At 70.9% G+C, this 20,798-nt stretch carries 17 protein-coding genes; 10 read left to right on the forward strand and 7 right to left on the reverse strand.

From position 1 onward, the window contains the following. The first annotated feature begins 109 nt into the window (after window positions 1-109). Together OHB21_RS33670 and msrB are read left to right on the forward strand one after the other, a co-directional pair. Complete coding sequence (locus OHB21_RS33670; RefSeq protein WP_067504357.1) at window positions 110-1,450, forward strand: glycosyltransferase family 87 protein; 1,341 nt, start codon at window positions 110-112, stop codon at window positions 1,448-1,450. Further along, window positions 1,447-1,890 (forward strand): peptide-methionine (R)-S-oxide reductase MsrB, encoded by a 444-nt coding sequence (gene msrB, locus OHB21_RS33675; protein WP_067504361.1) that lies wholly within the window; start codon window positions 1,447-1,449, stop codon window positions 1,888-1,890. Before OHB21_RS33670 ends, msrB begins: the two co-directional genes overlap by 4 nt. Window positions 1,891-2,003: 113 nt before the next feature. Here msrB and hemQ read toward each other — a convergent pair whose 3' ends face one another. Then, window positions 2,004-2,699, reverse strand: a complete 696-nt coding sequence (gene hemQ / locus OHB21_RS33680) for a hydrogen peroxide-dependent heme synthase (RefSeq protein ID WP_067504556.1) — start codon at window positions 2,697-2,699, stop codon at window positions 2,004-2,006. 77 nt (window positions 2,700-2,776) lie between these two features. Between hemQ and OHB21_RS33685 the strand changes: the two genes are divergently transcribed. After that, complete coding sequence (locus tag OHB21_RS33685) at window positions 2,777-3,115, forward strand: DUF6461 domain-containing protein (protein WP_267898894.1); 339 nt, start codon at window positions 2,777-2,779, stop codon at window positions 3,113-3,115. A 211-nt stretch (window positions 3,116-3,326) separates the two neighbouring features. Here the strand turns inward: OHB21_RS33685 and OHB21_RS33690 are convergent, their stop codons facing one another. Continuing rightward, window positions 3,327-3,836 (reverse strand): HAD domain-containing protein, encoded by a 510-nt coding sequence (locus OHB21_RS33690; RefSeq protein ID WP_195125596.1) that lies wholly within the window; start codon window positions 3,834-3,836, stop codon window positions 3,327-3,329. Window positions 3,837-3,879: 43 nt separating this feature from the next. Between OHB21_RS33690 and OHB21_RS33695 the strand changes: the two genes are divergently transcribed. Then, window positions 3,880-4,338, forward strand: coding sequence for a nitroreductase/quinone reductase family protein (locus OHB21_RS33695; RefSeq protein ID WP_195125595.1), 459 nt, complete (start codon window positions 3,880-3,882; stop codon window positions 4,336-4,338). A gap of 46 nt (window positions 4,339-4,384) precedes the next feature. Here OHB21_RS33695 and OHB21_RS33700 read toward each other — a convergent pair whose 3' ends face one another. Together OHB21_RS33700 and hemE are read right to left on the reverse strand one after the other, a co-directional pair. Further along, on the reverse strand, window positions 4,385-5,731 hold the full coding sequence (locus tag OHB21_RS33700) for a protoporphyrinogen oxidase (protein ID WP_195125594.1): 1,347 nt from the start codon (window positions 5,729-5,731) through the stop codon (window positions 4,385-4,387). 428 nt (window positions 5,732-6,159) lie between these two features. Then, window positions 6,160-7,215: a uroporphyrinogen decarboxylase gene (gene hemE, locus OHB21_RS33705; protein WP_228790870.1), complete on the reverse strand. Its 1,056-nt coding sequence runs from the start codon at window positions 7,213-7,215 to the stop codon at window positions 6,160-6,162. A gap of 105 nt (window positions 7,216-7,320) precedes the next feature. Between hemE and OHB21_RS33710 the strand changes: the two genes are divergently transcribed. The 3 genes from OHB21_RS33710 to OHB21_RS33720 all read left to right on the forward strand — a co-directional run bounded on the left by OHB21_RS33710 (window position 7,321) and on the right by OHB21_RS33720 (window position 9,906). Further along, complete coding sequence (locus OHB21_RS33710; RefSeq protein WP_084537361.1) at window positions 7,321-7,956, forward strand: DUF3000 domain-containing protein; 636 nt, start codon at window positions 7,321-7,323, stop codon at window positions 7,954-7,956. Window positions 7,957-8,309: 353 nt separating this feature from the next. Further along, window positions 8,310-8,615: a hypothetical protein gene (locus tag OHB21_RS33715; RefSeq protein WP_067504379.1), complete on the forward strand. Its 306-nt coding sequence runs from the start codon at window positions 8,310-8,312 to the stop codon at window positions 8,613-8,615. A gap of 22 nt (window positions 8,616-8,637) precedes the next feature. Next, complete coding sequence (locus tag OHB21_RS33720) at window positions 8,638-9,906, forward strand: ribonuclease D (protein ID WP_067504382.1); 1,269 nt, start codon at window positions 8,638-8,640, stop codon at window positions 9,904-9,906. 448 nt (window positions 9,907-10,354) lie between these two features. Here OHB21_RS33720 and dxs read toward each other — a convergent pair whose 3' ends face one another. Continuing rightward, window positions 10,355-12,256 carry a 1-deoxy-D-xylulose-5-phosphate synthase gene (gene dxs, locus OHB21_RS33725; protein WP_067504385.1) on the reverse strand — a complete coding sequence of 634 codons (1,902 nt, stop codon included), beginning with the start codon at window positions 12,254-12,256 and terminating at the stop codon, window positions 10,355-10,357. A gap of 273 nt (window positions 12,257-12,529) precedes the next feature. Between dxs and glsA the strand changes: the two genes are divergently transcribed. From glsA to OHB21_RS33740, 3 genes are all read left to right on the forward strand, one after another. Next, window positions 12,530-14,395, forward strand: coding sequence for a glutaminase A (gene glsA, locus OHB21_RS33730; protein ID WP_407675064.1), 1,866 nt, complete (start codon window positions 12,530-12,532; stop codon window positions 14,393-14,395). 1,081 nt (window positions 14,396-15,476) lie between these two features. Then, a complete protein-coding gene (locus OHB21_RS33735) occupies window positions 15,477-16,136 on the forward strand; it encodes an SIMPL domain-containing protein (protein ID WP_067504388.1) in 660 nt (219 codons plus the stop codon). A 106-nt stretch (window positions 16,137-16,242) separates the two neighbouring features. Beyond that, window positions 16,243-16,830: a TIGR03086 family metal-binding protein gene (locus OHB21_RS33740; protein WP_067504392.1), complete on the forward strand. Its 588-nt coding sequence runs from the start codon at window positions 16,243-16,245 to the stop codon at window positions 16,828-16,830. A gap of 188 nt (window positions 16,831-17,018) precedes the next feature. Here OHB21_RS33740 and OHB21_RS33745 read toward each other — a convergent pair whose 3' ends face one another. Beyond that, window positions 17,019-18,623 (reverse strand): class I SAM-dependent RNA methyltransferase, encoded by a 1,605-nt coding sequence (locus OHB21_RS33745; protein WP_324192083.1) that lies wholly within the window; start codon window positions 18,621-18,623, stop codon window positions 17,019-17,021. A 55-nt stretch (window positions 18,624-18,678) separates the two neighbouring features. Continuing rightward, window positions 18,679-20,667, reverse strand: a complete 1,989-nt coding sequence (locus OHB21_RS33750; protein ID WP_067504395.1) for an APC family permease — start codon at window positions 20,665-20,667, stop codon at window positions 18,679-18,681. Window positions 20,668-20,798 lie beyond the last annotated feature (131 nt).

The following is a 20,798-nucleotide window of genomic DNA, read 5'->3' on the forward strand; positions in this document are numbered from 1 at the left end:
GTCAGGCGATGATCTCGGCGCGGCCCGGCCGGCCGGTCCGATAGCGGTCGCGCATCGTCGCCTCCGGCACGCCGAGACATATCCCGGCAACCTATTCGCCGCCCGGCCGGTGTACCGTGCCCCAGTGTTACTTCGACAGCTCGAGCCCCGGACTGCTCGCACCACCGCCGAGGTGATCAAGTTCGCACTCTGGCCGCTCGCGGTCATGACGGTGCTGAATCGGGTCTTCATCAAGGCTGTCAACGGGTTCGTCACCGATGACTACAAGCCGGTCTACAACGCGTCGCTGGCCTTCCTCAACCGCCAGCCCGTGTACACCGCCAACTTCGACTCGGTCGATCCGCACTACCTGTACCCACCGGGCGGCACACTGCTGATCGCGCCGATCGCGCTGATCGATCCGGAGAAGTCCCGGTGGCTGTTCATCCTGCTCAACGCGGTCGCCATCCTGCTGGCCTGGTACCTACTGTTGAAGCTGTTCCACTACACGGTGCGCTCGGTCGCCGCACCCGCGCTGCTGCTGGCCATGTTCATGTCCGAGACGGTCATCAACACACTGGTCTTCACCAATGTCAACGGCTGCATCCTGCTGGCGGAACTGATCTTCCTGCACCTGCTGCTACGACGCAGAGACCTCTGGGCGGGGGCGATACTGGGTTTGAGCATCACGGTGAAACCCACGCTGGCGCCGCTGGTGCTGGTGGCGGCGGCGCGCGGACAGTGGAAGGTGTTCATCACCGCGATCGGCGTACCGGTCGCGCTGAACGTCATCGCGTGGCCACTGCATGTGGACGCCGGCGATTTCCTCGCCAGAACCCTGCCGTATCTGCTGGAGACCAGGGACTATTTCAACAGCTCCGTCCCGGGCAACGCCGCCTACTACGGTCTGCCCGATCCGCTGATGTGGGGCATCCGCCTCGGCATGTGCGCTCTGGTCGCGATCTCGCTGTGGTTGCTGTACCGGTACTACCGCGAGGACGAACTGTTCTTCGTCACCACGTCCTCCGGCGTGCTGCTGCTCGCGGAGTTCCTGCTGGCCGGACTGGGCCAGATGTACTACTCGATGCTGTTGTTCCCCTTCCTGATGTCGGTGGTGCTGCGCAATTCGGTGCTGCGGAACTGGCCGGCCTGGCTGGCGATCTTCGGGTTCCTGTCCTACGACAAGTGGTTGTCGGACCGTTGGCAGAGTCTCGGCCGCAACCTCGAGTACCTTCGCATCACATTCGGCTGGGGCCTGCTGATCATCGTCGTGTTCTGCGTGCTGGCCGACCGGTATCTGGCCGCGCGCCGCGAGGGCAGGCTGCCGGTTCTCGATCCGGCGTGGATGCGCGACGCCCCCGATCCGCGCGGGCCGCAACAGCCGCCTGTCACGGTCACCCAGCCCGAATCCGCGCAGGTCAGGAATGGCACGAAGCTCGAAGAGGAGAAACGTATTAGCGTGGAGCAATGAGTTCCGACGCCGACACGTCCCTACCCGCGCCCCGGATCCAGCTCACGCCGCAGCAATGGCGCGCCAAGCTGGATCCGGCCGAGTACGCGGTGCTGCGCGAGGCCGCGACCGAACGTCCCTTCACCGGGGAGTACACCGACACCAAGACCGAAGGCGTGTACAGCTGTCGCGCCTGCGGCGCCGAGTTGTTCCGCAGCACCGAGAAGTTCGACTCGCACTGCGGCTGGCCGTCGTTCTTCGATCCGGCCGACTCCGACGCCGTGATCCTGCGGTCCGACGATTCGCTGGGTATGCACCGTGTCGAGGTGCTGTGCGCGAACTGCCACAGCCACCTCGGCCACGTCTTCGAGGGCGAGGGATATCCCACGCCCACCGACAAGCGTTATTGCATCAACTCCGTCGCACTGCGGCTGCACCCCTCGGACAGCGCAGCCGAGTAGCCGACCGAACGCTGAGCGAAGAGTAAGGGTTGCGCGATACGCAACGCATGCCCCGAAAACCCGGGGCATGCGGGTGTGCGCAGGCCGGGGCGGTGATCAGGCCGCCTCGAGGCTCAGGGCAGCGCGGCGATGAGCTTGTCGATCTCCACCCGTGGACCGGTGAAGAACGGGATCTCCTCGCGCACGTGCAGCCGTGCCTCGGTGGCGCGCAGATCCCGCATCAGATCCACGATGCGGTGCAGTTCGGGCGCCTCGAAGGCCAGGATCCACTCGTAATCGCCCAGCGCGAACGAGCTGACCGTGTTGGCGCGCACGTCGGGGTAGCCGCGGGCGGCCTTGCCGTGGTCGGCCAGCATCTTGCGGCGTTCCTCGTCGGGCAGCAGGTACCACTCGTAGGAGCGCACGAACGGGTAGACGCAGATGTAGTTGCCCGCGTCCTCCCCCGCCAGGAACGCGGGGATGTGGCTCTTGTTGAACTCGGCGGGCCGGTGCAGCGCCACAGTGCTCCACACCGGGGCGCTGGCGCGGCCCAGTTCGGTGGTGCGGCGGAAGTCGGCGTAGGCGGCCTGCAGATCCTCGACGCGCTCGGCGTGGGTCCAGATCATGAAGTCGGCGTCGGCGCGCATTCCCGCGACGTCGTAGATCCCGCGCACCACGACGTCGCGGTCGGCCAGCCCGTCGAAGAACGCGCGGGCCTCCTTCACGGCGGCCGCGCGGTCGTCGCCGAGCACGCCCGGCTGCACCTGGAACACCGAGAACATCAGGTACCGGATCGTGGAATTGAGTGCTTGGTAATCGAGTCGCGCCATGAATCCCATCGTGCCACTGGGGCGCGGTCGGCCGGTCGGTCGGGGCTGTTGGCCGGCGGGTCCGCGTCCAGCCGCCGATTGTCGGTGACGCCTGCCACCATGCACGGCACGACTACGCCGAGGGCAGCCTCGTGCTCGCGATCGACGGCACGATTGTCACGGGCTACTCACCCTTGGACTGTCCCCACCGCCGACACGGCGCCGAGCCCGACCGGCTCAACGGGTTCATGCGGGAGCTCGGCATGACGCTGGACATGCGGGACGACGAGGGCGACTGGGACGACAGTGATCGGGACACCGACTACTCCGCTGCCCTGCCGAGAGCTTTCGCCTCGGCCGCGAAGCTCACCGGAGTGCGGTTCGTCCCGGGAATCCTCGATCGTGCGATGCTCGTCGGACCCGTCGCGTACCGGTGATCGTCCAGTAGCCGCAGCCGGAATGCGCTGCCCCGGCGTCCTGTTCGTGCCAAAGGTCGAGGGTGGCGTCGGGAAGTTGAGCGCAGAGATCGGTGAGGCGGTCGCGCAGCGGATGGGCGTCGGCGTGCGCGGCTACGCGGCGCGCAATCGCATGCCAGGTGCCGGGATGCTGCCGGTCGAGTACGCCGCGATACGGCCGGGGTGGCCGCCCTCACCGCGCGCTCGTGCGCAGCCACGTGGTGAGCGCGTCGAAGTCGGCGTCCGTGAGTCCGTAGCGCGGGTCCACGCGGTGGAGCAGGGCGGGGGCGGGGTGGTGGGTGGTCACCCAGGCGCGGTCGGCGTCGGTGATCTCGTCGTCGAGCCAGACGAAGGGTCGGCCCGCGGCGTGGTCGACCAGGGGACGGGTCTTCCGGTGCCGGAGTTCCTCGTCGTCCTGGTCCGGCCAGTCCACGAACGGCAAGCGCGGCAAGCCGATTCGCGGTGCGACCTCGTCGTTGGCCTCGTCCCGCCAGGTCGTCGCCCACACCGGCTCGCAGTCCAAGGCGATCAGCCGGGCGCCGAGGGCCGGATTCAGCCGGGCCAGTAAGGGATTCGCCGAGGCGGGTGGCTCCGGAGGGAAGGACGGGTACCCACCCGGCAGGTCGCGGGTCGTCGCGCCGAACGGGATGAGGGGTCCGTCCACGTCGAGGTAGAGCAGCGGGCGGTGGGTCAGTCGGGGCATCGGTGCACGGTACGCTGGCGGCGACGCGGAGGAGGGGATGGTGATGGGGCTGTCGACGTGGGAGGTGGCGTTCAATCGCCGGGTTATGCATCCGCTGATGAGTGCGGCGCTGCGGGCGGGGGTGGCGCCGCCGACGTTCGCGCTGGTGGAGACCGTCGGCAGGCGGACGGGGCAGCGGCGGCAGGTTCCGGTGGCGAATGGGTTGCGAGGCAACACGTTCTGGCTGATCGCCGGGCGGGCGGACAACGCCTATGTGCACAACATCCGCGCGAACCCGCGAGTCCGGATCAAGGCGCGGCCCAGCCGCGGCCGCGACGGCGCGCGGGCGCGCTGGCGGACGGGGACCGCGCACCTGCTGCCCGACGACGACGCGCGCGCCCGGCACGCGGAACTCGGTCGGGGACGCCCGCTCTACCGGTTGGACGGCCTCGCCCTGCGACGACTCGCCACGGGCGGGCGCATGCTCACCATCCGCATCGACCTCGACGACCGAGTTCGGTAGAGGTGGCCCGTCCGTCACGGTAACTTGTTGTGCCCGGTGGTTCGGCTCAGGCCAAGGCGGCGGCCACGCGCTCCGCGGCGGCGTCTCCGGAGGCGACGCAGGCGGGGACGCCGACGCCGTGGAGGTAGGCGCCGGCCAGCGCGAGGCCGTCGAGATCGGCTGTGGCGGTTTCGAGTTCGGCGATGCGGTCGAGGTGGCCTGGGGCGTACTGGGCCAGGGCGCCTGGCCAGCGTCGGACTGTGGCGGCCAGCGGGGTGAGAGGGATGCCGGTGACCGTCGACAGGTCCTCGGTGGCGGCCGTGACGAGCTCGTCGTCGGACCAGGACAGTGGCTTGTCGTCGCCGAATTTGCCGAAGGAGGCGCGCACGAGGGCGGTGTCGCGGTCGGCCAGGTGCGGCCACTTGCGGCTGGAGAGGGTGAATGCCTTGGCGCGCAACGGCTCTCCGGTGGCGACGAGGATGCCGGAGTGCTGCGGCAGCGGGGTGTCGTGCGGCAGGGACAGGGCGACCACCACGGAGGAGGACAGTTCGATGCCCGCCGCGGCGGTGGCGGCGGCGGGAGCCAGGTGGCGCAGCAGCCGTGCCGTGGCGGGGGCGGGCGTCGCGAGCACCACGCCGTCGACGGCGCCGATCGGGTCCACCACCCACCCGCGCGTCGACTTGGCCAGCCGCGTGACGGCCGTGCCGGTGACCACGCGCGCCTTCGACGCGTCCAGCAGGGCGTCGAGCAGTACGCGGTACCCGTCGCGCAGGCCGCCGAACACCGGGGCGTCCGACGGCGGCGGCAGGGCGGCCGCGACGGCGGCGGTGAGGCAGGTCGCGCCCGCGTCGAGGGCGGCGGCCAAGGTGGGCAGGGCGGCGCGCACACCGATGGAGCGAGAACTGCCCGCGTACACGCCGCCGAGCAGCGGGTCGACGCTGCGCTCCACGACCTGCGTGCCGAAACGGTCGGCCACCAGGCTGTGCACGTCGAGGTCGGCGTCGCGGTACCAGGCCAGCGGGCGGGTCGATTCGGTGGCGATCCGCTCCAGGGTGTCGCTGTCGACGAGGCCGCGCAGGGATTCGGCGTCGGAGGGGATGCCCATCAGCGTACGCGGCGGCAGCGGATGCGCCGACCCGTCCGCCCAGATCAGGGGCCGCAGCCCCGCGGGGGTGACGAGTTGATCCTCGATGCCGAGTTCCCGCAGCAGTGCGGGCACCTCGGGCCTGCGTCCGACGAACGCCTCGGCCCCGAGATCCATTGTCTCCCCGCCGACTTCACCGGTGTGCAGGATGCCACCCGCGCGCTCCCCCCGCTCGAGCACCACCAGATCCGCATCGGCCCCGAGCCGCGACCGCAACCGGTACGCCGCGACCAGCCCACTGATCCCGCCCCCGACAATCGCGATCCTCATGCCCCGACCGTAGCCCGCCCGTTGCGCACGGCGACCGCCCGACCCACCGGATGTTCGCTGGATCACGCCGAGCCTTCGCAGTGCGCCCCGGTGCCGTCCCCACGCAGCGCGTGCAGATCACCGGCGCGTGAGTCGGACCACGAGCGCGGCGCGGCCGACGAGCACGAACGCAGCGCACGGCAATCCGGATACTCGCCGTTCGGCCATGCCTACCGGACGCGAGCCCGAGAGAAGCCGCTGCGAGGACACACCCCGATCCGCAGCGCGTTCGGGTGCCGAGCCGCCTGCCGCCCGGATCCCGACGCCTCGGCCTGACCTCGTCAGCCCCGACGCAGCCTGGATCCAACCGCCCCGATCCCGACCGTCGCGCCCGATCTGGCAGTCCGACGGCACCCTGGGCCCCGACTCCCGCCCGAGCCCCCTTCCACTCAGAGTTCGTGGACGAGTTCCACCAGCGCGGTCAGCACACCCGGATCGGTATCGGGCAGCACCCCGTGCCCGAGGTTGAAGATGTGCCCGCTCGCACCCAGCACGATCGCCTCATCGGCCTCGGCGGCGATGCGCCGCGCTTCGGCCTCGACCGCCGCGGACCCGGCGAAGAGCACGGCGGGATCGAGGTTGCCCTGCAACGCTTTTCCGGGTCCCACGCGGCGCACGGCGTCGGTGAGCGGCACGCGCCAGTCGACGCCGACCACGTCGGCGCCCGCCTCCCCCATCGCGCCCAGCAACTCGCCGGTGCCGACGCCGAAGTGGATGCGCGGCACGCCCGCGTCGGCGACCTCGGCGAAGACCCGCTCGGAGTGCGGCAGCACGAACCGGCGGTAGTCGGCCAGCGAGAGCGCGCCGGCCCAGGAGTCGAACAGCTGGACCGCGTCCACGCCCGCCGCGAGCTGGGACTGGAGGAACACGATCGTGATGTCGGTGAGCACGCCGAGCAACTCGTGCCAGGTGGCGGGGTCGGCGTACATCATCGCCTTGGTGCGCTCGTGGTTCTTGCTGGGCCCGCCCTCCACCAGGTAGGACGCGAGCGTGAAGGGCGCGCCGGCGAACCCGATCAGCGGGGTCTGCCCGAGCGCGCCGGTGAGCAGCCGCACGCCCTCGGTGACCGCGCCGACCTCTTCGGGGCGCAGGCGCGGGAGCTTGCGCACATCGTCGAGTGTGCGCACCGGCGACGCCACGACGGGACCCACACCGGGCACGATGTCGAGGTCCACACCGGCCGCCTTGAGCGGAACGACGATGTCGGAGAACAGGATCGCCGCGTCCACGCCGTGCCTGCGGATCGGCTGCATGGTGATCTCGCACACCAGCTCCGGATCGAAGCAGGACTCCAGCATGCCGATGCCCGCGCGCAGTTCCCGGTACTCGGGCAGCGAGCGGCCGGCCTGGCGCATGAACCACACGGGACGCCTGCTCGGGGTCGCGCCGGTGGCGGCGGCCAGGAACGGGGCGTCGGTCAACCGGCGGCGGGTGTAGGTGCTCATCACCGCTATCGTAGGCGGGCCCGCGACCGCTCCGGCACGGGCGGCGGGCATCTCCGGCGGCGCGCCTCCGCCCGCCGGGAGCGCCCAGGGTCTACCGTCGCATTTGTGACACCGCTCGACTTCCGCGACGGCGCCGCACCGACCGAAGGACCCCCGGGCGAGCCACCTCGCTTCCGCGCCGCGGTCGAGGCGATGGGCACCGCGACAGTGCATCCCCGGATCGAGCTCGCGCCCATCCGGCCCCCACAGCGCCTCGCCCCGTACTCCTACGCCATCGGCGCGGAAGTCAAACATCCCGAAACCCCTGTGGTGCCGGTCGATTCCGAGGGCGACGCGTTCGGGCGGTTGATCCTGCTGCACGATCCCGACGGCGACGACGCGTGGCACGGCGTGTTCCGGCTGGTCGCCTACGTGCAGGCCGATATCGATGCCTCGCTGGCCAACGACCCACTGCTGCCCGAGGTGGCGTGGAGCTGGCTGGTGGATTCGCTGGAGTCGCGCGCCGAGCCGTACACGGCGCTCGGCGGCACCGTCACCGCGACGAGTTCGGTCCGCTACGGCGATATCGCGGGCCCGCCGCGCGCCCACCAGCTCGAGCTGCGCGCCTCCTGGACCGCGCTCACCACCGAGATGCGCCCGCACGTGGAGGCGTTCTGCGAGGTGCTCGCCTATTCGGCGGGGCTGCCCCCGGCCGGGGTGACACATCTGCGCCCAGACCCCTACACAAGCAACGACGCGTAACCCTCCGGTGTCACCCGCTCACCCGAGACTCGCTCCGCGTAGCGATGCCCGATGACGTCTCCGCTGGTTACTTCGGCCGCTCCTGTCACACCGATCTCCGGGAGCCACCATGCCGACCCAGCCGACCGCGCCGACACGCGGCCGACCGGTGCCGTTCTTCCTCGCCGCGTTCCCCCTCACCTGGGCCGCCTGGATACCGGCGGCGCTTCTGGCCCGTGACGCGCAGTCGTCCGGCGCGGCTACGCGCTGCCCTGGCTCCAGCGCGTGCTCGCGCCGTGGGCGGCGAACCTGGTGCTCGGGCTCGCCTGGTCGGTGTGGCACCTGCCGCTGTAGTGGAATCCGGAAGTCGCCCGATGCGATTCGAACTTCGCGCTGTATATCGTGTCGACGACGGCCTGTCCGTCGTCCTGGGGTGGCTCTACAACGCCGCCGGCGCGAACACGATGGTCGCCGTGGTCGCGCACACGGTGTCGAACGTCTGCTACGGGTTTGTCGCCGCCGCCATCGAACCTCGGCTGCAATGGGTCGACACGGTGGTGATGGCGTGCGCGGGGCTGGCGATCTTGGTGCTCACCCGGGGACGTATCGGAGTCGCGCCGGGCGTTCCCGGGAGCCTTTCCGCGCACCCGGAGTCGCATACCAGCAACGTACGTACCTGACCACAACGTAAAGTTCAGGTCTATGCCGGAAGCAGACCAGCCCGACGAGGGGCGCAGCGCGGGAGAGAACCCAGCGGAACCACTGCTCGCGCCCGCCGACGGGGTGCCACCGGTGCTCGACACCGCCGAGCAGGTCGCGGCCGCCGCCCGCGCCCTCGCCGCGGGGCACGGCCCGCTCGCCGTCGACGCCGAGCGCGCGTCCGGTTTCCGCTACTCGGCGCGCGCCTACCTGATCCAGCTGCGCCGCGCGGGCGCGGGCACCTTCCTGATCGACCCGATCCCGGTGACCGACGCGCTCACCCCGCTGGCCGAGGCGATCAACGAACTCGAGTGGGTGCTGCATTCGGCCGACCAGGACCTGCCGGGGCTGGCGGAGCTGGGCTTGCGCCCGGCGCGGCTGTTCGACACCGAGCTGGGCGGTCGGTTGGCCGGCTACGAGCGCGTCGGGCTCGCCGCGATGGTGGAGCGACTACTCGGCCGGGCGCTGCGCAAGGGGCACGGCGCGGCGGATTGGTCCACCCGGCCGCTGCCCGCTGACTGGCTCAACTACGCCGCGCTGGACGTGGAACTGCTGCTGGAACTGCGCGACTCGGTCGCCGCCGATCTGGACGAGCAGGGCAAAAACGACTGGGCCGCACAGGAATTCGAGCACGTGCGGACCAACGAGCCGCCCGCGCCGAAGGCGGACCGCTGGCGGCGCACCTCCGGCATCCACACGCTGCGCAAGACCAGACAGCTGGCGGTGGTGCGCGAGCTGTGGACCACCCGCGACGCGCTGGCCCGCTCCCGCGATGTGGCGCCCGCCCGGATCCTGCCCGACAGCGCGATCGTCGCCGCCGCCTCCGCCGACCCGCGCACCATCGCGCAACTGCGCGCCCTCCCGGTGTTCGGCGGGCCGCGCCAGCGCCGCTACTCCCGGGAATGGCTGGGCGCCGTGGACCGCGCCCGCACCCTGCCCGACAGCGAACTCCCGCCGCTCACACAGCCTTTCGACGGGCCGCCGCCGGTGAACCGCTGGGAGCGCCGCGATCCGGCCGCCGCCGCCCGCCTCACCCGCGCCCGCACCGCCATGGGCGAATTGTCCACGCGCCACAGCATTCCCGTGGAGAACCTGCTCTCCCCCGACCTCGTGCGCCGCCTGTGCTGGGACGGCCTGCCCGATTACCAGCGCGCCGACGCGGCCGAATTGTCCTCGGCGATAGAGGATTTCCTGAAGTCGGGCGGCGCGCGGCCGTGGCAGCGCGAACTCGCCGTCCCCGTGCTCGCGGCGGCGCTGACCGCCGAGAAGTAGGCGCCGCCGCGTCGCCCCTTCGCAGGAGGGCCCGCGCCGCGCCAGCGTGAAAGCTTCTTCGCGGGAAGAGATTTCGGGGAGCTGGCGCAGCCACCAGGTGGCGCCGGCCGTTCGTAGGCGGCACGTTCGCCGTCGCGTTCCGGCGGCACAGCGAGGGTGACCTCGAAACCGTCGAGGGTGCCGCGCTGCTCGGCGATGGCGCGCGGGTCGGCCAGTTCCCCGAACGGGGGCAGATACACCCCTTGCCGCAGCACCATGCGGGCCTGACTCGTGAGCGGTCGGATGCGGTGCGCGCCTTCGCGCCGGGTTGTGCGACGGTCACCTCGGGCGGCCGGAGCCACACCAGGTAGACGGTGTCGCCCCGGCGCACCACCCGCAGACACCCCAGCCGCCGATGCTTCCCTACGGCCAGCACCGCACCTCGGTCGAACGGGTGGGAACCCCCGGATCAGCGGGCGTCGAGCCAGCCGCGGATGCGGCGCGCGACATCGGCCGGGGTGAGCCCCAGCTCCTCGTGCACCTCGCCGCGCGAGGCGTGGTCCAGGAACGCCTGCGGTACACCGAGATCGCGGGTCGGCACGTCGAGTCCGGCGGCGCGCAGCCGCGCCGAGACGGTGGAGCCGATGCCGCCGTGCAGGCCGCCGTCCTCCAGCGTCACCACCAGGCGGTAGTTCTCGGCCAGCTTCACGATGGTGTCGGAGACCGGCAGCACCCAGCGCGGGTCGAGGACGGCGACCTTCACGCCCTCGGGCTCGAGCAGTTCGGCGACGCGCAGTGCGCACGAGGCGAACGAGCCCACGGCCACCACCAGCACGTCGCCGCGCTGGGCCTGCGCCGAACCGCCGTCGCCCTCCGGCAGCCGCAGCACGTCCACGCCGTCCAGGCGCTCCACGGCGGCGATGTCGTCGCCGACGCTGCCCTTCGGGAACCGCACGGCGGTGGGGCCGTCGCTGATGGCCAGCGCCTCGGCGAGCTCCTCGCGCAGCGTGGCCGCGTCACGCGGGGCCGCCACCCGGATGCCGGGGATGATGCCCAGCACCGACAGATCCCACATGCCGTTGTGGCTGGCGCCGTCGGTGCCCGTGATGCCCGCGCGGTCCAGCACCACCGTGACCGGCTGCTTCAGCAGCGCGACGTCCATGAGCAGCTGGTCGAACGCGCGGTTGAGGAAGGTCGAGTAGATGGCGACCACCGGGTGCAGCCCGCCGAGCGCCAGGCCGGCCGCCGACGCCATCGCGTGCTGTTCGGCGATGCCGACGTCGAACATGCGGTCCGGGAACCGCTCGCCGAACGCGGCCAGCCCGGTGGGACCCGGCATGGCGGCGGTGATGGCGACGATGTCGTCGCGGCGCTCGGCGTGCGCGATGAGTTCCTGGGAGAACACCGACGTCCAGCCGACCGCCTTGGGACCGCCGACGGGTTCGCCGGTGAGCGGGTCGATCGGGTCGCAGGCGTGCATCTGGTCCGCGACGTGGTTCTCGGCGGGCGCGTACCCGCGGCCCTTCTGCGTCACCGCGTGCACCACGACCGGGCCGCCGAAGTCCTTGGCCCGCCGCAGCGCCGATTCCATCGCGGCGGCGTCGTGCCCGTCGACCGGGCCCACGTACTTGAGCCCGAGATCGCCGAACAGCTCCTGCGGGCTCACCGCGTCCTTGATGCCCGCCTTGACCGCGTGCACCATCGAATACGCCGACTCCCCGACCCGGGGAATGCTCTTGAGCAGGCGTTTGCCCGCGTCCAGCGCGTGTTCGTAGACGGGCTGGGTGCGCAGCGCGGTGAGCCGCTCGGCGAGCCCGCCGATGGTGGGCGCGTAGGAGCGGCCGTTGTCGTTGACCACGATCACCACGGAGCGGTCGGGGGCGCCCGCGATATTGTTCAGCGCCTCCCAGCACATGCCGCCGGTGAGCGCGCCGTCGCCGACCACCGCGACCACGTGCCGGTCCCGCTGACCGGTGAGCGCGAACGCCTTGGCCAGGCCGTCGGCGTAGGACAGCGCGGCCGAGGCGTGCGAGGACTCGACCCAGTCGTGGACGCTCTCGGCGCGGCTCGGGTAGCCGGACAGTCCGCCGCGCTTGCGCAGGCCGTCGAACTGGTCCTTGCGACCGGTGAGGATCTTGTGCACGTAGGCCTGGTGGCCGGTGTCGAAGATGAGCGGGTCGGCCGGCGAGTCGAACACCCGGTGCAGCGCGATGGTCAGCTCCACCACACCGAGGTTGGGGCCGAGGTGACCGCCCGTCGCGGCGACCTTCGTCACCAGGAACTCACGGATCTCCTCCGCCAGCTCCCGCACCTCGGCCACGGTCAGCCGGCGCAGGTCTTCGGGCGTGTCGACCCGGGAAAGGACTCCCACCTGAACTCGCTCCCTCCGGATAGCGCTTCTGATCCGGTCAGTCTACGGAGGTGCGACGGATGCCCTTGCCCGACAACCGCCCGCACCCGACACCTCCGCCACGGGCTGTGAGACCGGACATACGCGGACACCTTCCGGTGTCCGGCTGTTCTCCCAACCGTACCCGCCCGGTCAGGGCACTGCCGACGAAGGACGGCATCGCACCCGTCACGTTGACGGAACGGGGTTGCGGCGTTCCAGCCGCGGTGCGCGCCCGCCCTTTACAGTTGTCCTGTGGCCGCCCCCATCGCCGAGGTTCCGCGCGCGGTCGATCCCGGTGTGGTCGCCGGGATCGTCGAGGACGTGTACGCCCTGTGCCGGGCCGACACCTCCGGCGCGCCCGCCGACTACATCCCGGAACTGGCCGCGGTGCCCCCGGATTCGTTCGGATTGTGCCTGGCCACCGCCGACGGCCGGGTCTACGGCACCGGTGATGTGGACCTGCCGTTCACCATCCAGTCCATCTCCAAACCGTTCACCTACGCGCTGGCCCTGGCCGATCGCGGGCTCGCGGCGGTGGCGGAACGCATCGATGTGGAGCCCTCCGGGGAGCCCTTCAACGAGATCAGCCTCGACCCCGTCACCGAGCGCCCGCGCAATCCGATGATCAACGCGGGCGCGATCACCGCCGCCTCCCTGGTGGACGGCCGCGACGCCGCCGACAAGTTCGAGCGGGTGCGGCGCACGTATTCGCGGTTCGCGGGCCGCGAGCTGACGCTGAACGAAGCGGTGTACGCCTCCGAGGCGCGCACCGGCTATCGCAACCGCGCGATCGGCTACATGCTGCGCTCCTTCGGCATCCTCGACGCCGACCCCGACGACGCGGTGGACCGTTACTTCCGGCAGTGCTCGGTCGACATCACCTGCCGCGATCTGGCGATCATGGCGGCGACGCTGGCCAACAACGGCGTCAACCCGCTCACCAAGGAGCGCGCGCTGTCCACGGCGCTCACCGAACAGGTGCTGAGCGTGATGACCACGTGCGGCATGTACAACGCGGCGGGCGACTGGGTGTCCACCGTCGGGCTGCCCGCCAAGAGCGGGGTGGGCGGCGGCATCCTCGCGGTGCTGCCGGGCCAGATCGGCATCGCCGTGTACTCCCCGCGCCTGGACGAGCACGGCAACAGCGTGCGCGGCGTGGCCGCCTGCCGCGAGCTCTCGCGACGGCTGGAACTGCACTTCCTGCACGTCACGCGGGCGGCGCGCGCCGCCATTCGCGCGGACTACACGGTGGCGGAGGTGCCGTCGCGGCGGCGGCGCAGCCCCGAGGAGATCGCCGTGCTGGACGCGCACGGGTCGCGCGCGCGGGTGTACGAACTGCACGGCGACCTGCTGTTCGCCGGTGCGGAACGGGCCGTGCGGGTGATCGAACCGCAGGCCGGGGAGTTGGACGCGCTGGTGATCGATCTGCGCCGAGTCGGCGACGTGAGCGCGATCGCGGTGACGATGCTCGACGGGTTGCAGCGCGAACTCGCGGCGGCCGGATGCCGGGTGGCGCTGGTCGATCCCGACGCCAAGCTCGGGCACCTGGTGTCGAGCCTGGACCCGCGTGACCCGCGCGGGCGGGTGTTCGTGGACCGCGACACCGCGACGGAGTGGTGCGAGGACATCGTGCTGGAGCGGCACCGTCCGGCCGGCCAGCAGGCGTGCGTGTCCATCACCGTCGCCGAACATCCCCTGCTGGCCGCGTTGAGCGCCGACGACCGCGCCCGTCTCGCGGCCGATTTCGAGACCCGCACCATCGCACGCGGCGAAGTGATCGCGCGGCGGGGCAGCGAACGATCCGGGCTGTACCTGATCCTCGAGGGGCGCGTGCGGATCACCTTCGAGGGCGGCGACGGCCGCACCCACCGCCTGGTGACGCTGTCGGCGGGGATGTCCTTCGGCGAGATCCCCATGCTGGTCGGCGGGCCCTTCGTCAACGAGGTCCGCGCCGATTCCCGCGTCCGCGTCGCCGTCCTCCCGCCACCGCGCTTCGACGCCCTCACCGAGAAGGCTCCCCACCTCAAACTCGCGCTGCTGGAACGCCTCGCCGCCGGTGCCTACGCGCAGATGGACGCGGCGGTGCGCGCCATCGCCGTGCGGGGCGGGGACTACTAGAAACTAATTCTGCTGGCGGACAAGGGATTACCCCGATGAGTGTCCGCACGGTCAATCGGCGAGCATCCGCTCGACCACTCGGAAAGCAGCCCCAGCAGGTCCGGATCGCGAAGCCCGGGGTGAAGGTCGTGAGCACACTCGCGCCCGTACGCGTCATCGCGCGCTCGATTTTCTTCACTTCGTAACCGTCGCCGGCCGGCGCTGCATTCCGACCGCGCCGCCCAGCAACACTCCGTAGAGCGAGTCTCATGTCTCCCGGAGACGTGACCCACTGGTCTGCGCACCAGTGTCACGAACAGCGTTGCCCACGCAGTCCGGGGAGCGGCTGCGCCGGTCGCATTCGGAACGGACATCACGAGAGATGCTCAGTGTCATCCGCCGCCATGAGCGCCGAGTGCGCGAAATACCTCTTGTACTGCACGAAGGCCGAGCCGCGACCCGTCTTCTTGTGCACGATCGGCGTATCTCCGGGCCGAGTCAGCGTTTCCGATGCACGTTTCTCCGACAACAAAAACACTTGGAATTGCTCACCACCCTTCCAGCCGTGGCGCAGTCCTCATCGCCACTCCACCGAGTGGGTACGACCACCTCTTCAACAGCCGGAAAATACGGCTCGATCTTCTTGTCGCAGTAGAATCCTATATAGCGGACGGGCGCGAAGGACCGCTCACTCGGACACACGTATGCCGCGACTCGCTCGTACATTGCGATAGCTTCATCTGCACGCGCGCCGACAATGACAACATCGCGCGGTGGCTGCACCGGCCGCCGCCGCGATACATACGACACCGTCTCGATCGCCTGTATCCAAGGCCGGGCACCGGAAAGACCTTGCGGCACAGGCGTATTGCCGAACACGCTGGTCAAGGGTACCGGAGGAGCCCACGCCCGATCTCGGGCGGCGGCACGACGCAGCCGACACGAGCTGAGCAGTCCGACAACGCCTCACCAAGTTGGACGCGGCGCGTCGATCGAGAACGCACGACCGTGGCACGTGAGCAAGCGAACGACGAGGGGACGATCATCGTCGGGTAGCCGTTGAAGGATGGGACCGATCGAATCCGAGACAAGAGGTGACGTAATGGGCAAGAAGGTCGACGGGGTGGTGACGACGTTCGGGGCGGGGAGCGTGCGGGAGAAGCCGGATCTGATGCGGGTGACGTTGTCGGTGGAGTCGCGGGCCAGCACGGTGGCGATCGCCTACGGGCGGGCCGGGGAGCGGGTGGCGGCGGTGACGGCGTCGTTGCGCGGGAACGGCGTGGGGGACACCGACATCGCGACCGGTGGGTTGTCGGTGCGCAGCGAGACGGTGTGGACGGAGGGGCAGGGGAATCGGGTGACGGGGTACGTGGCGACGTCGGATCTGGTGATCGCATTGCGCGATCTGGCGGGCGATCCGGGGCCCGCCGACATCCTCGCGCGGGCCGTGGAAGCCGGCGGTGACGATGTGCGGCTGGGCGGGCTCACCCTCACCTTCGCCGATCAGGCCGACCTGCTCGCCCGCGCCCGCGACGCGGCCTGGGACGACGCGCTCGGCCGCGCGCGCCGCTACGCCGAACGCGCCGGACGCACCCTCGGCGAGGTGCTGGAGATCACCGAGAACACCGCCGCCGCACCGTCTTTCGCGCCGAAGATGCGCGCCATGGCCGCGCCGATCGCCGAATACGGCGGCTCGGTGCAGGTGGAACTCGGCGAATCGGAGGTGAACGCCACCCTGCGCGCCACTTGGCGCCTGGAGTGATCTGCGACCGCTGCCGCGAAACAGGGTGAGAAGAGTTCGGCGCACCACTGGAACGGAATGCTTCATTCCGCTACAGTGGTGTCAACGCCGAACGAAGGAGCACATCATGACGCAGCACACCTGGCCCCTGCTGGACGCCGCGCACGACGCCCTGCGCACCACCGTCGCCGGGGTACGCGCGGACCAGTGGGCCGCGCCCACACCCTGCTCGGAGTGGAATGTCACGCAGGTCGTGCAGCATTCCGCGGGCGATCAGCTCGGATTCGCCGCCTTCCTCACCGGCGGGCCGGGCCCCGAGGAGGATCCCTTCGCCCCGTCGGGCACGCTGTCCGGCGACCCGGTCGCCCTCGTCGAGAAGGCGGTGAGTGCCGCCGCCGACGCGTTCGGCACCGTTTCCCCCGACGCCACCGAAATTCCCGTCCCGGTCCCGCCGAACTCCATGCCGCCCGCGCTGGGCGTCGCCGCCTGCGCGCTCGACGCCGCCGTGCACGCCTGGGACATCGCCCTGGCCACCGGCCAGCCCTCGCCCCTCACCCCGGAGATGTCGCGCGAATTGCTCGACGCGGCACGCCAGTTCGTCGAGCCGCTGCGCGCCTACGGCGTCTACGCCCCGGCCGACGAGGTGGCCCCGAACGAGGACCCCACCACCGCCCTGCTGCGCTACCTCGGCCGCAACCCGGCCTGGAGCGCCTGAGCGTCTCGGCGATCGCCGCCGCGACGTGGGTCGCGAGCGTTCGCCGCCATGGCCGTCACCAGGCAGCTCTGGCGACGCGCCCGGTCATAGCGCACCCGCGAATTCCCGGCGGCCACGGCCGATCGTGGCGGGGGCAGGATGTTCGGCCGGCCACGGCCGATACCAAGATCCGGTGAAGCCCGCCCCGCTCAGCGTTCGAGCAGGGCCAGGCACTCGACGTGGTGGGTGGAGGGAAAGGCGTCGAAGGCGCGTAGGGCGGACAGGCGGTACCCGGCCTCGATGTAGAGGGCGAGGTCGCGGGCGAAAGAGGCCGGGTCGCAACCGATGTGGACGATGCGATCGGGGGCGGCCGCCGTGAGGGCGGTGATCACGTCGCGGCCCGCGCCCGCCCGGGGCGGGTCGAGGACGACGGCGTCCGGCGTGACGGTGTGGGCGCCGATCCAGCGTTCGACACGGTCGGCGCGCAGGTCCACCCAGGGAAGGTCGCGCAGGGCGGCGTGACCGTCGGCGACGGCGGGGCGGGCCGATTCGACGGCCAGCACCGCGCCCGTCCGGCCGACCGCTTCGGCCAAGCGCGCCGCGAAAACGCCCGCGCCGCTGTAGAGATCCCAGGCGCGCGCGCCCGGTGACAGTCCGGCCCAGTCGGCGACCACGTCCGAATAGCACTGGGCGGCAAGACGATGCGCCTGCCAGAAGCCTGTCGAGGAGACCTCCCAGCGGCGGCCCGCCACGTACTCGACGGCACGGCCGGTGCCTTCGATCACGTACTCGACGCGATCGGCGTGCGCGGCGGCCCGGCGCGCCATCGCCTGGCGGCGGCTCGGCACCCCTTCTCCCCCACCGGGTTCCGGCACCGAGCCGCCGCTCGCCGATCCGCTGTCGAAGGGCGCGGCAAGCGGCTCATCGCCGCGACGCTCGCCTCCGGGACGGTCCCGCCGACCGGGTCCCGCCGGGAATCCCTCCGCCCTGCCCGGACGCGAGCCACCGGCGCGCCCGGAGCCAGAATCCCCGGCCCCACGCCCGCTGGACCCGGGACGCTCACCATCGGCCCCGCCGCGCCCACGACCGCCGTGCCCCGCACTCCCACGATCAGCACTACCGCGCCCACGACGGTCCTCCGCCGCACGCCCAGCCCTACCGCCCCCACGACCTGAACGACCGCCCCGCCCACCGGTTTCGGCGGGCGCGACCTCCACCACATGGCGCACGCCGTCCCCGTCGACCGTCACCACCAGGTCCGCGCCCGGTGTCCACAGCCGGTCGGCCAGCCCGTCCATCGCGCGCGGAACAGGTTGCGGGCAGCGCAGATCCGGGATCACCGACGCGCTCCGATACCGGTGCATCCCGGCCCGGCCCTCGGCGTCGACGGGCAGCCGGACCCGGGTGCGCCAGCCCGTCGACGCGTCGGCGGGGTATCCGGCCACCGGCTCCACCACGACCTCGCGCTCGATACGCGCCACCCGCCGCAGCTGTTCCTCGACCACCGCCGCCTTCAGCGCCCGCTGCGCCGCCGGGGTGGCGTGCGCGAAATCGCAGCACCCCGCTCCCCCGGGCCCCGACACCGGACACGTCGAGGGCACCCGGTCGACCGACGCTTCCAGGATCTCCACGGCGTCGGCGCGGCAGAACGATCCGCCGCGATCCTCGGTCACCAGCGCCCGCACCAGTTCGCCGGGCAGTCCGTGCCGCACGAACACCACCCGGCCCTCGTGCCTGCCGACGCAGAACCCGCCGTGCCCCGGCGGGCCGAGGTGAATCTCGAAAGTTCTTCCGTACCAAGAAGTTCCGCTCACAGCGTCACCTCACTGCCGAGCCCGCTCACAGCCGCGCCGCGACAACCGTCCCCGCTCACTGCCGGTCCTCGTACCCGCGCCGGAACGCACCGGGCGCGTTCATCACACCGGCCTGCTTCGCCCGCGCCGACGAACTCAACTGCCACGGCACGCTCGTCACCATCACGCCCGGCTCGAACAGCAACCGCCCCTTCAAGCGCAGCGCGCTCTGGTTGTGCAGCACCTGTTCCCACCAGTGCCCCACCACGTACTCGGGGATGAACACGGTCACCACATCGCGCGGCGCGTCGCGGCGCACCCGCTTGACGTAGTCCAGTACCGGCTTGGTGACCTCCCGATACGGCGATTCGATCACCTTGAGCGGCACCGTGATATCGCTGCGCTCCCACTCCCGCACCAGCGCCCTGGTGTCGGCGTCGTCCACGTTCACCGTGATCGCCTCGAGCGTGTCGGGGCGGGTGGCGCGGGCGTAGGCGAGGGCGCGACGGGTGGGCAGGTGTAGTTTGGAGACCAGCACGATCGAATGGGTGCGGCTGGGCAGCACACCGTCCCACTCGTACTCGTCGAGCTCCCTGGCCACCGAATCGTAGTGGCGGCGAATCATCTTCATCACCACGAAGATCGACACCATCGTCAGGATGGCGATCCACGCGCCCGCGAAGAACTTGGTCACCAGCACGATCACCAGCACCGCGCCGGTGGCGGTCAGGCCGACGGCGTTGATCACCCGCGAGCGCTTCATCCTGGCCCGCTGCGCCGGATCGGTCTCGGTGCGCAGCGCGCGCGTCCAGTGCCGCAGCATGCCGGTCTGGCTGAGCACGAACGAGACGAACACCCCGACGATGTAGAGCTGGATGAGCTGGGTCACTTCGGCGCCGAACACCACCACGAACGCGATCGCCGCGCCGGACAGGAACAGGATGCCGTTGCTGAACGCCAACCGGTCGCCGCGCGTGTGCAGCTGACGCGGCAGATAGCGGTCCTGCGCCAGCACCGAACCCAGCACCGGGAAGCCGTTGAACGCGGTGTTGGCGGCCAGCACGAGGATCAGCGCCGTGACGATCGTGATGAAGAAGAACCCGGCCGGGAAGCCCTGGAACACCGTCTCCGCGAGCTGCGCGATGAGTGTCTTCTGGTGGTAGTCCTGCGGCGCCCCGATCAGGTGGTCGGTGTCGTGCGCGTAGACGATGCCGACCTTCTGGGCCAGCACGATGATGCCCATCAGCAGCGTGATGGAGATCGCGCCGAGCATCAGCAGTGTGGTCGCGGCGTTGCGCGACTTGGGTTTCCGGAAGGCGGGCACCCCGTTGCTGATCGCCTCCACACCGGTCAGCGCCGCGCAGCCCGAGGAGAACGCCCGCGCCACCAGGAACGCGAGCGCGATGCCGTAGAGGTAGCTGTCCTCGGCCTCCAGCTGGAACCCGGCCGACTCCGCCGTGAGCTCCTCCCCCAGCACCATCGTGCGGAACAGGCCCCAGCCCAGCATCGCGAACATGCCGATCATGAACGCGTAGGTCGGCACCGCGAACGCGGCGCCCGATTCGCGGATGCCGCGCAGGTTGATCGCGGTGAGCAACGCGATGGCCACCACCGCGAACAACACCTTGTGCGTGTTGACGAACGGGATCGCCGAGCCGATGTTGGACGCGGCCGCCGAGATCGACACCGCCACAGTCAGGACGTAGTCGACCAGGAGCGCGCTGCCGACGGTGAGCCCGGCGGTGGGTCCCAGGTTCTTGGTCGCGACCTCGTAATCACCGCCGCCCGACGGGTAGGCGTGGACGTTCTGCCGGTAGCTGGCCACCACGACCGCCATGACGAAGGCGACCGCGACGCCCACCCACGGCGCGTACAGGTAGGCCGAGACGCCGCCCACCGACAGCATGAGGAAGATCTCCTCCGGCGCGTAGGCGACCGAGGACAGCGCGTCGGAGGCGAACACCGGCAGCGCGATTCGCTTCGGCAGCAGGGTGTGGCCGAGCGAATCGCTACGGAACGGCCGGCCGAGCAGCAACCGCTTGGCTGCCGTCGTCATCTTGGACACTGGAGCGAGCATAGATCCCTCGTGGCCCGATCGCGCCGGGGGTTGGACCGGTGGCGTGCCACATTCGGGTTTGCCCTCGCGGCCGACGGGGAAAATGGGCCATGGGCGCGTGTGGCGAGTACGGTTGCGCC

This window comes from Nocardia puris (assembly GCF_036051655.1).
GTDB lineage: Bacteria > Actinomycetota > Actinomycetes > Mycobacteriales > Mycobacteriaceae > Nocardia > Nocardia puris.

Bases quoted from the DNA above. Each gene is read 5' to 3' on its own strand.
- OHB21_RS33715 (WP_067504379.1), top strand. From the start codon at position 8,310: ATGCGATTCGAACTTCGCGCTGTATATCGTGTCGACGACGGCCTGTCC.
- OHB21_RS33740 (WP_067504392.1), top strand. From the start codon at position 16,243: ATGACGCAGCACACCTGGCCCCTGCTGGACGCCGCGCACGACGCCCTG.
- msrB (WP_067504361.1), top strand. From the start codon at position 1,447: ATGAGTTCCGACGCCGACACGTCCCTACCCGCGCCCCGGATCCAGCTC.
- hemQ (WP_067504556.1), bottom strand. From the start codon at position 2,699: ATGGCGCGACTCGATTACCAAGCACTCAATTCCACGATCCGGTACCTG.
- OHB21_RS33690 (WP_195125596.1), bottom strand. From the start codon at position 3,836: ATGCCCCGACTGACCCACCGCCCGCTGCTCTACCTCGACGTGGACGGA.
- hemE (WP_228790870.1), bottom strand. From the start codon at position 7,215: ATGAGCACCTACACCCGCCGCCGGTTGACCGACGCCCCGTTCCTGGCC.
- OHB21_RS33720 (WP_067504382.1), top strand. From the start codon at position 8,638: ATGCCGGAAGCAGACCAGCCCGACGAGGGGCGCAGCGCGGGAGAGAAC.
- OHB21_RS33695 (WP_195125595.1), top strand. From the start codon at position 3,880: ATGGGGCTGTCGACGTGGGAGGTGGCGTTCAATCGCCGGGTTATGCAT.
- OHB21_RS33735 (WP_067504388.1), top strand. From the start codon at position 15,477: ATGGGCAAGAAGGTCGACGGGGTGGTGACGACGTTCGGGGCGGGGAGC.
- OHB21_RS33700 (WP_195125594.1), bottom strand. From the start codon at position 5,731: ATGAGGATCGCGATTGTCGGGGGCGGGATCAGTGGGCTGGTCGCGGCG.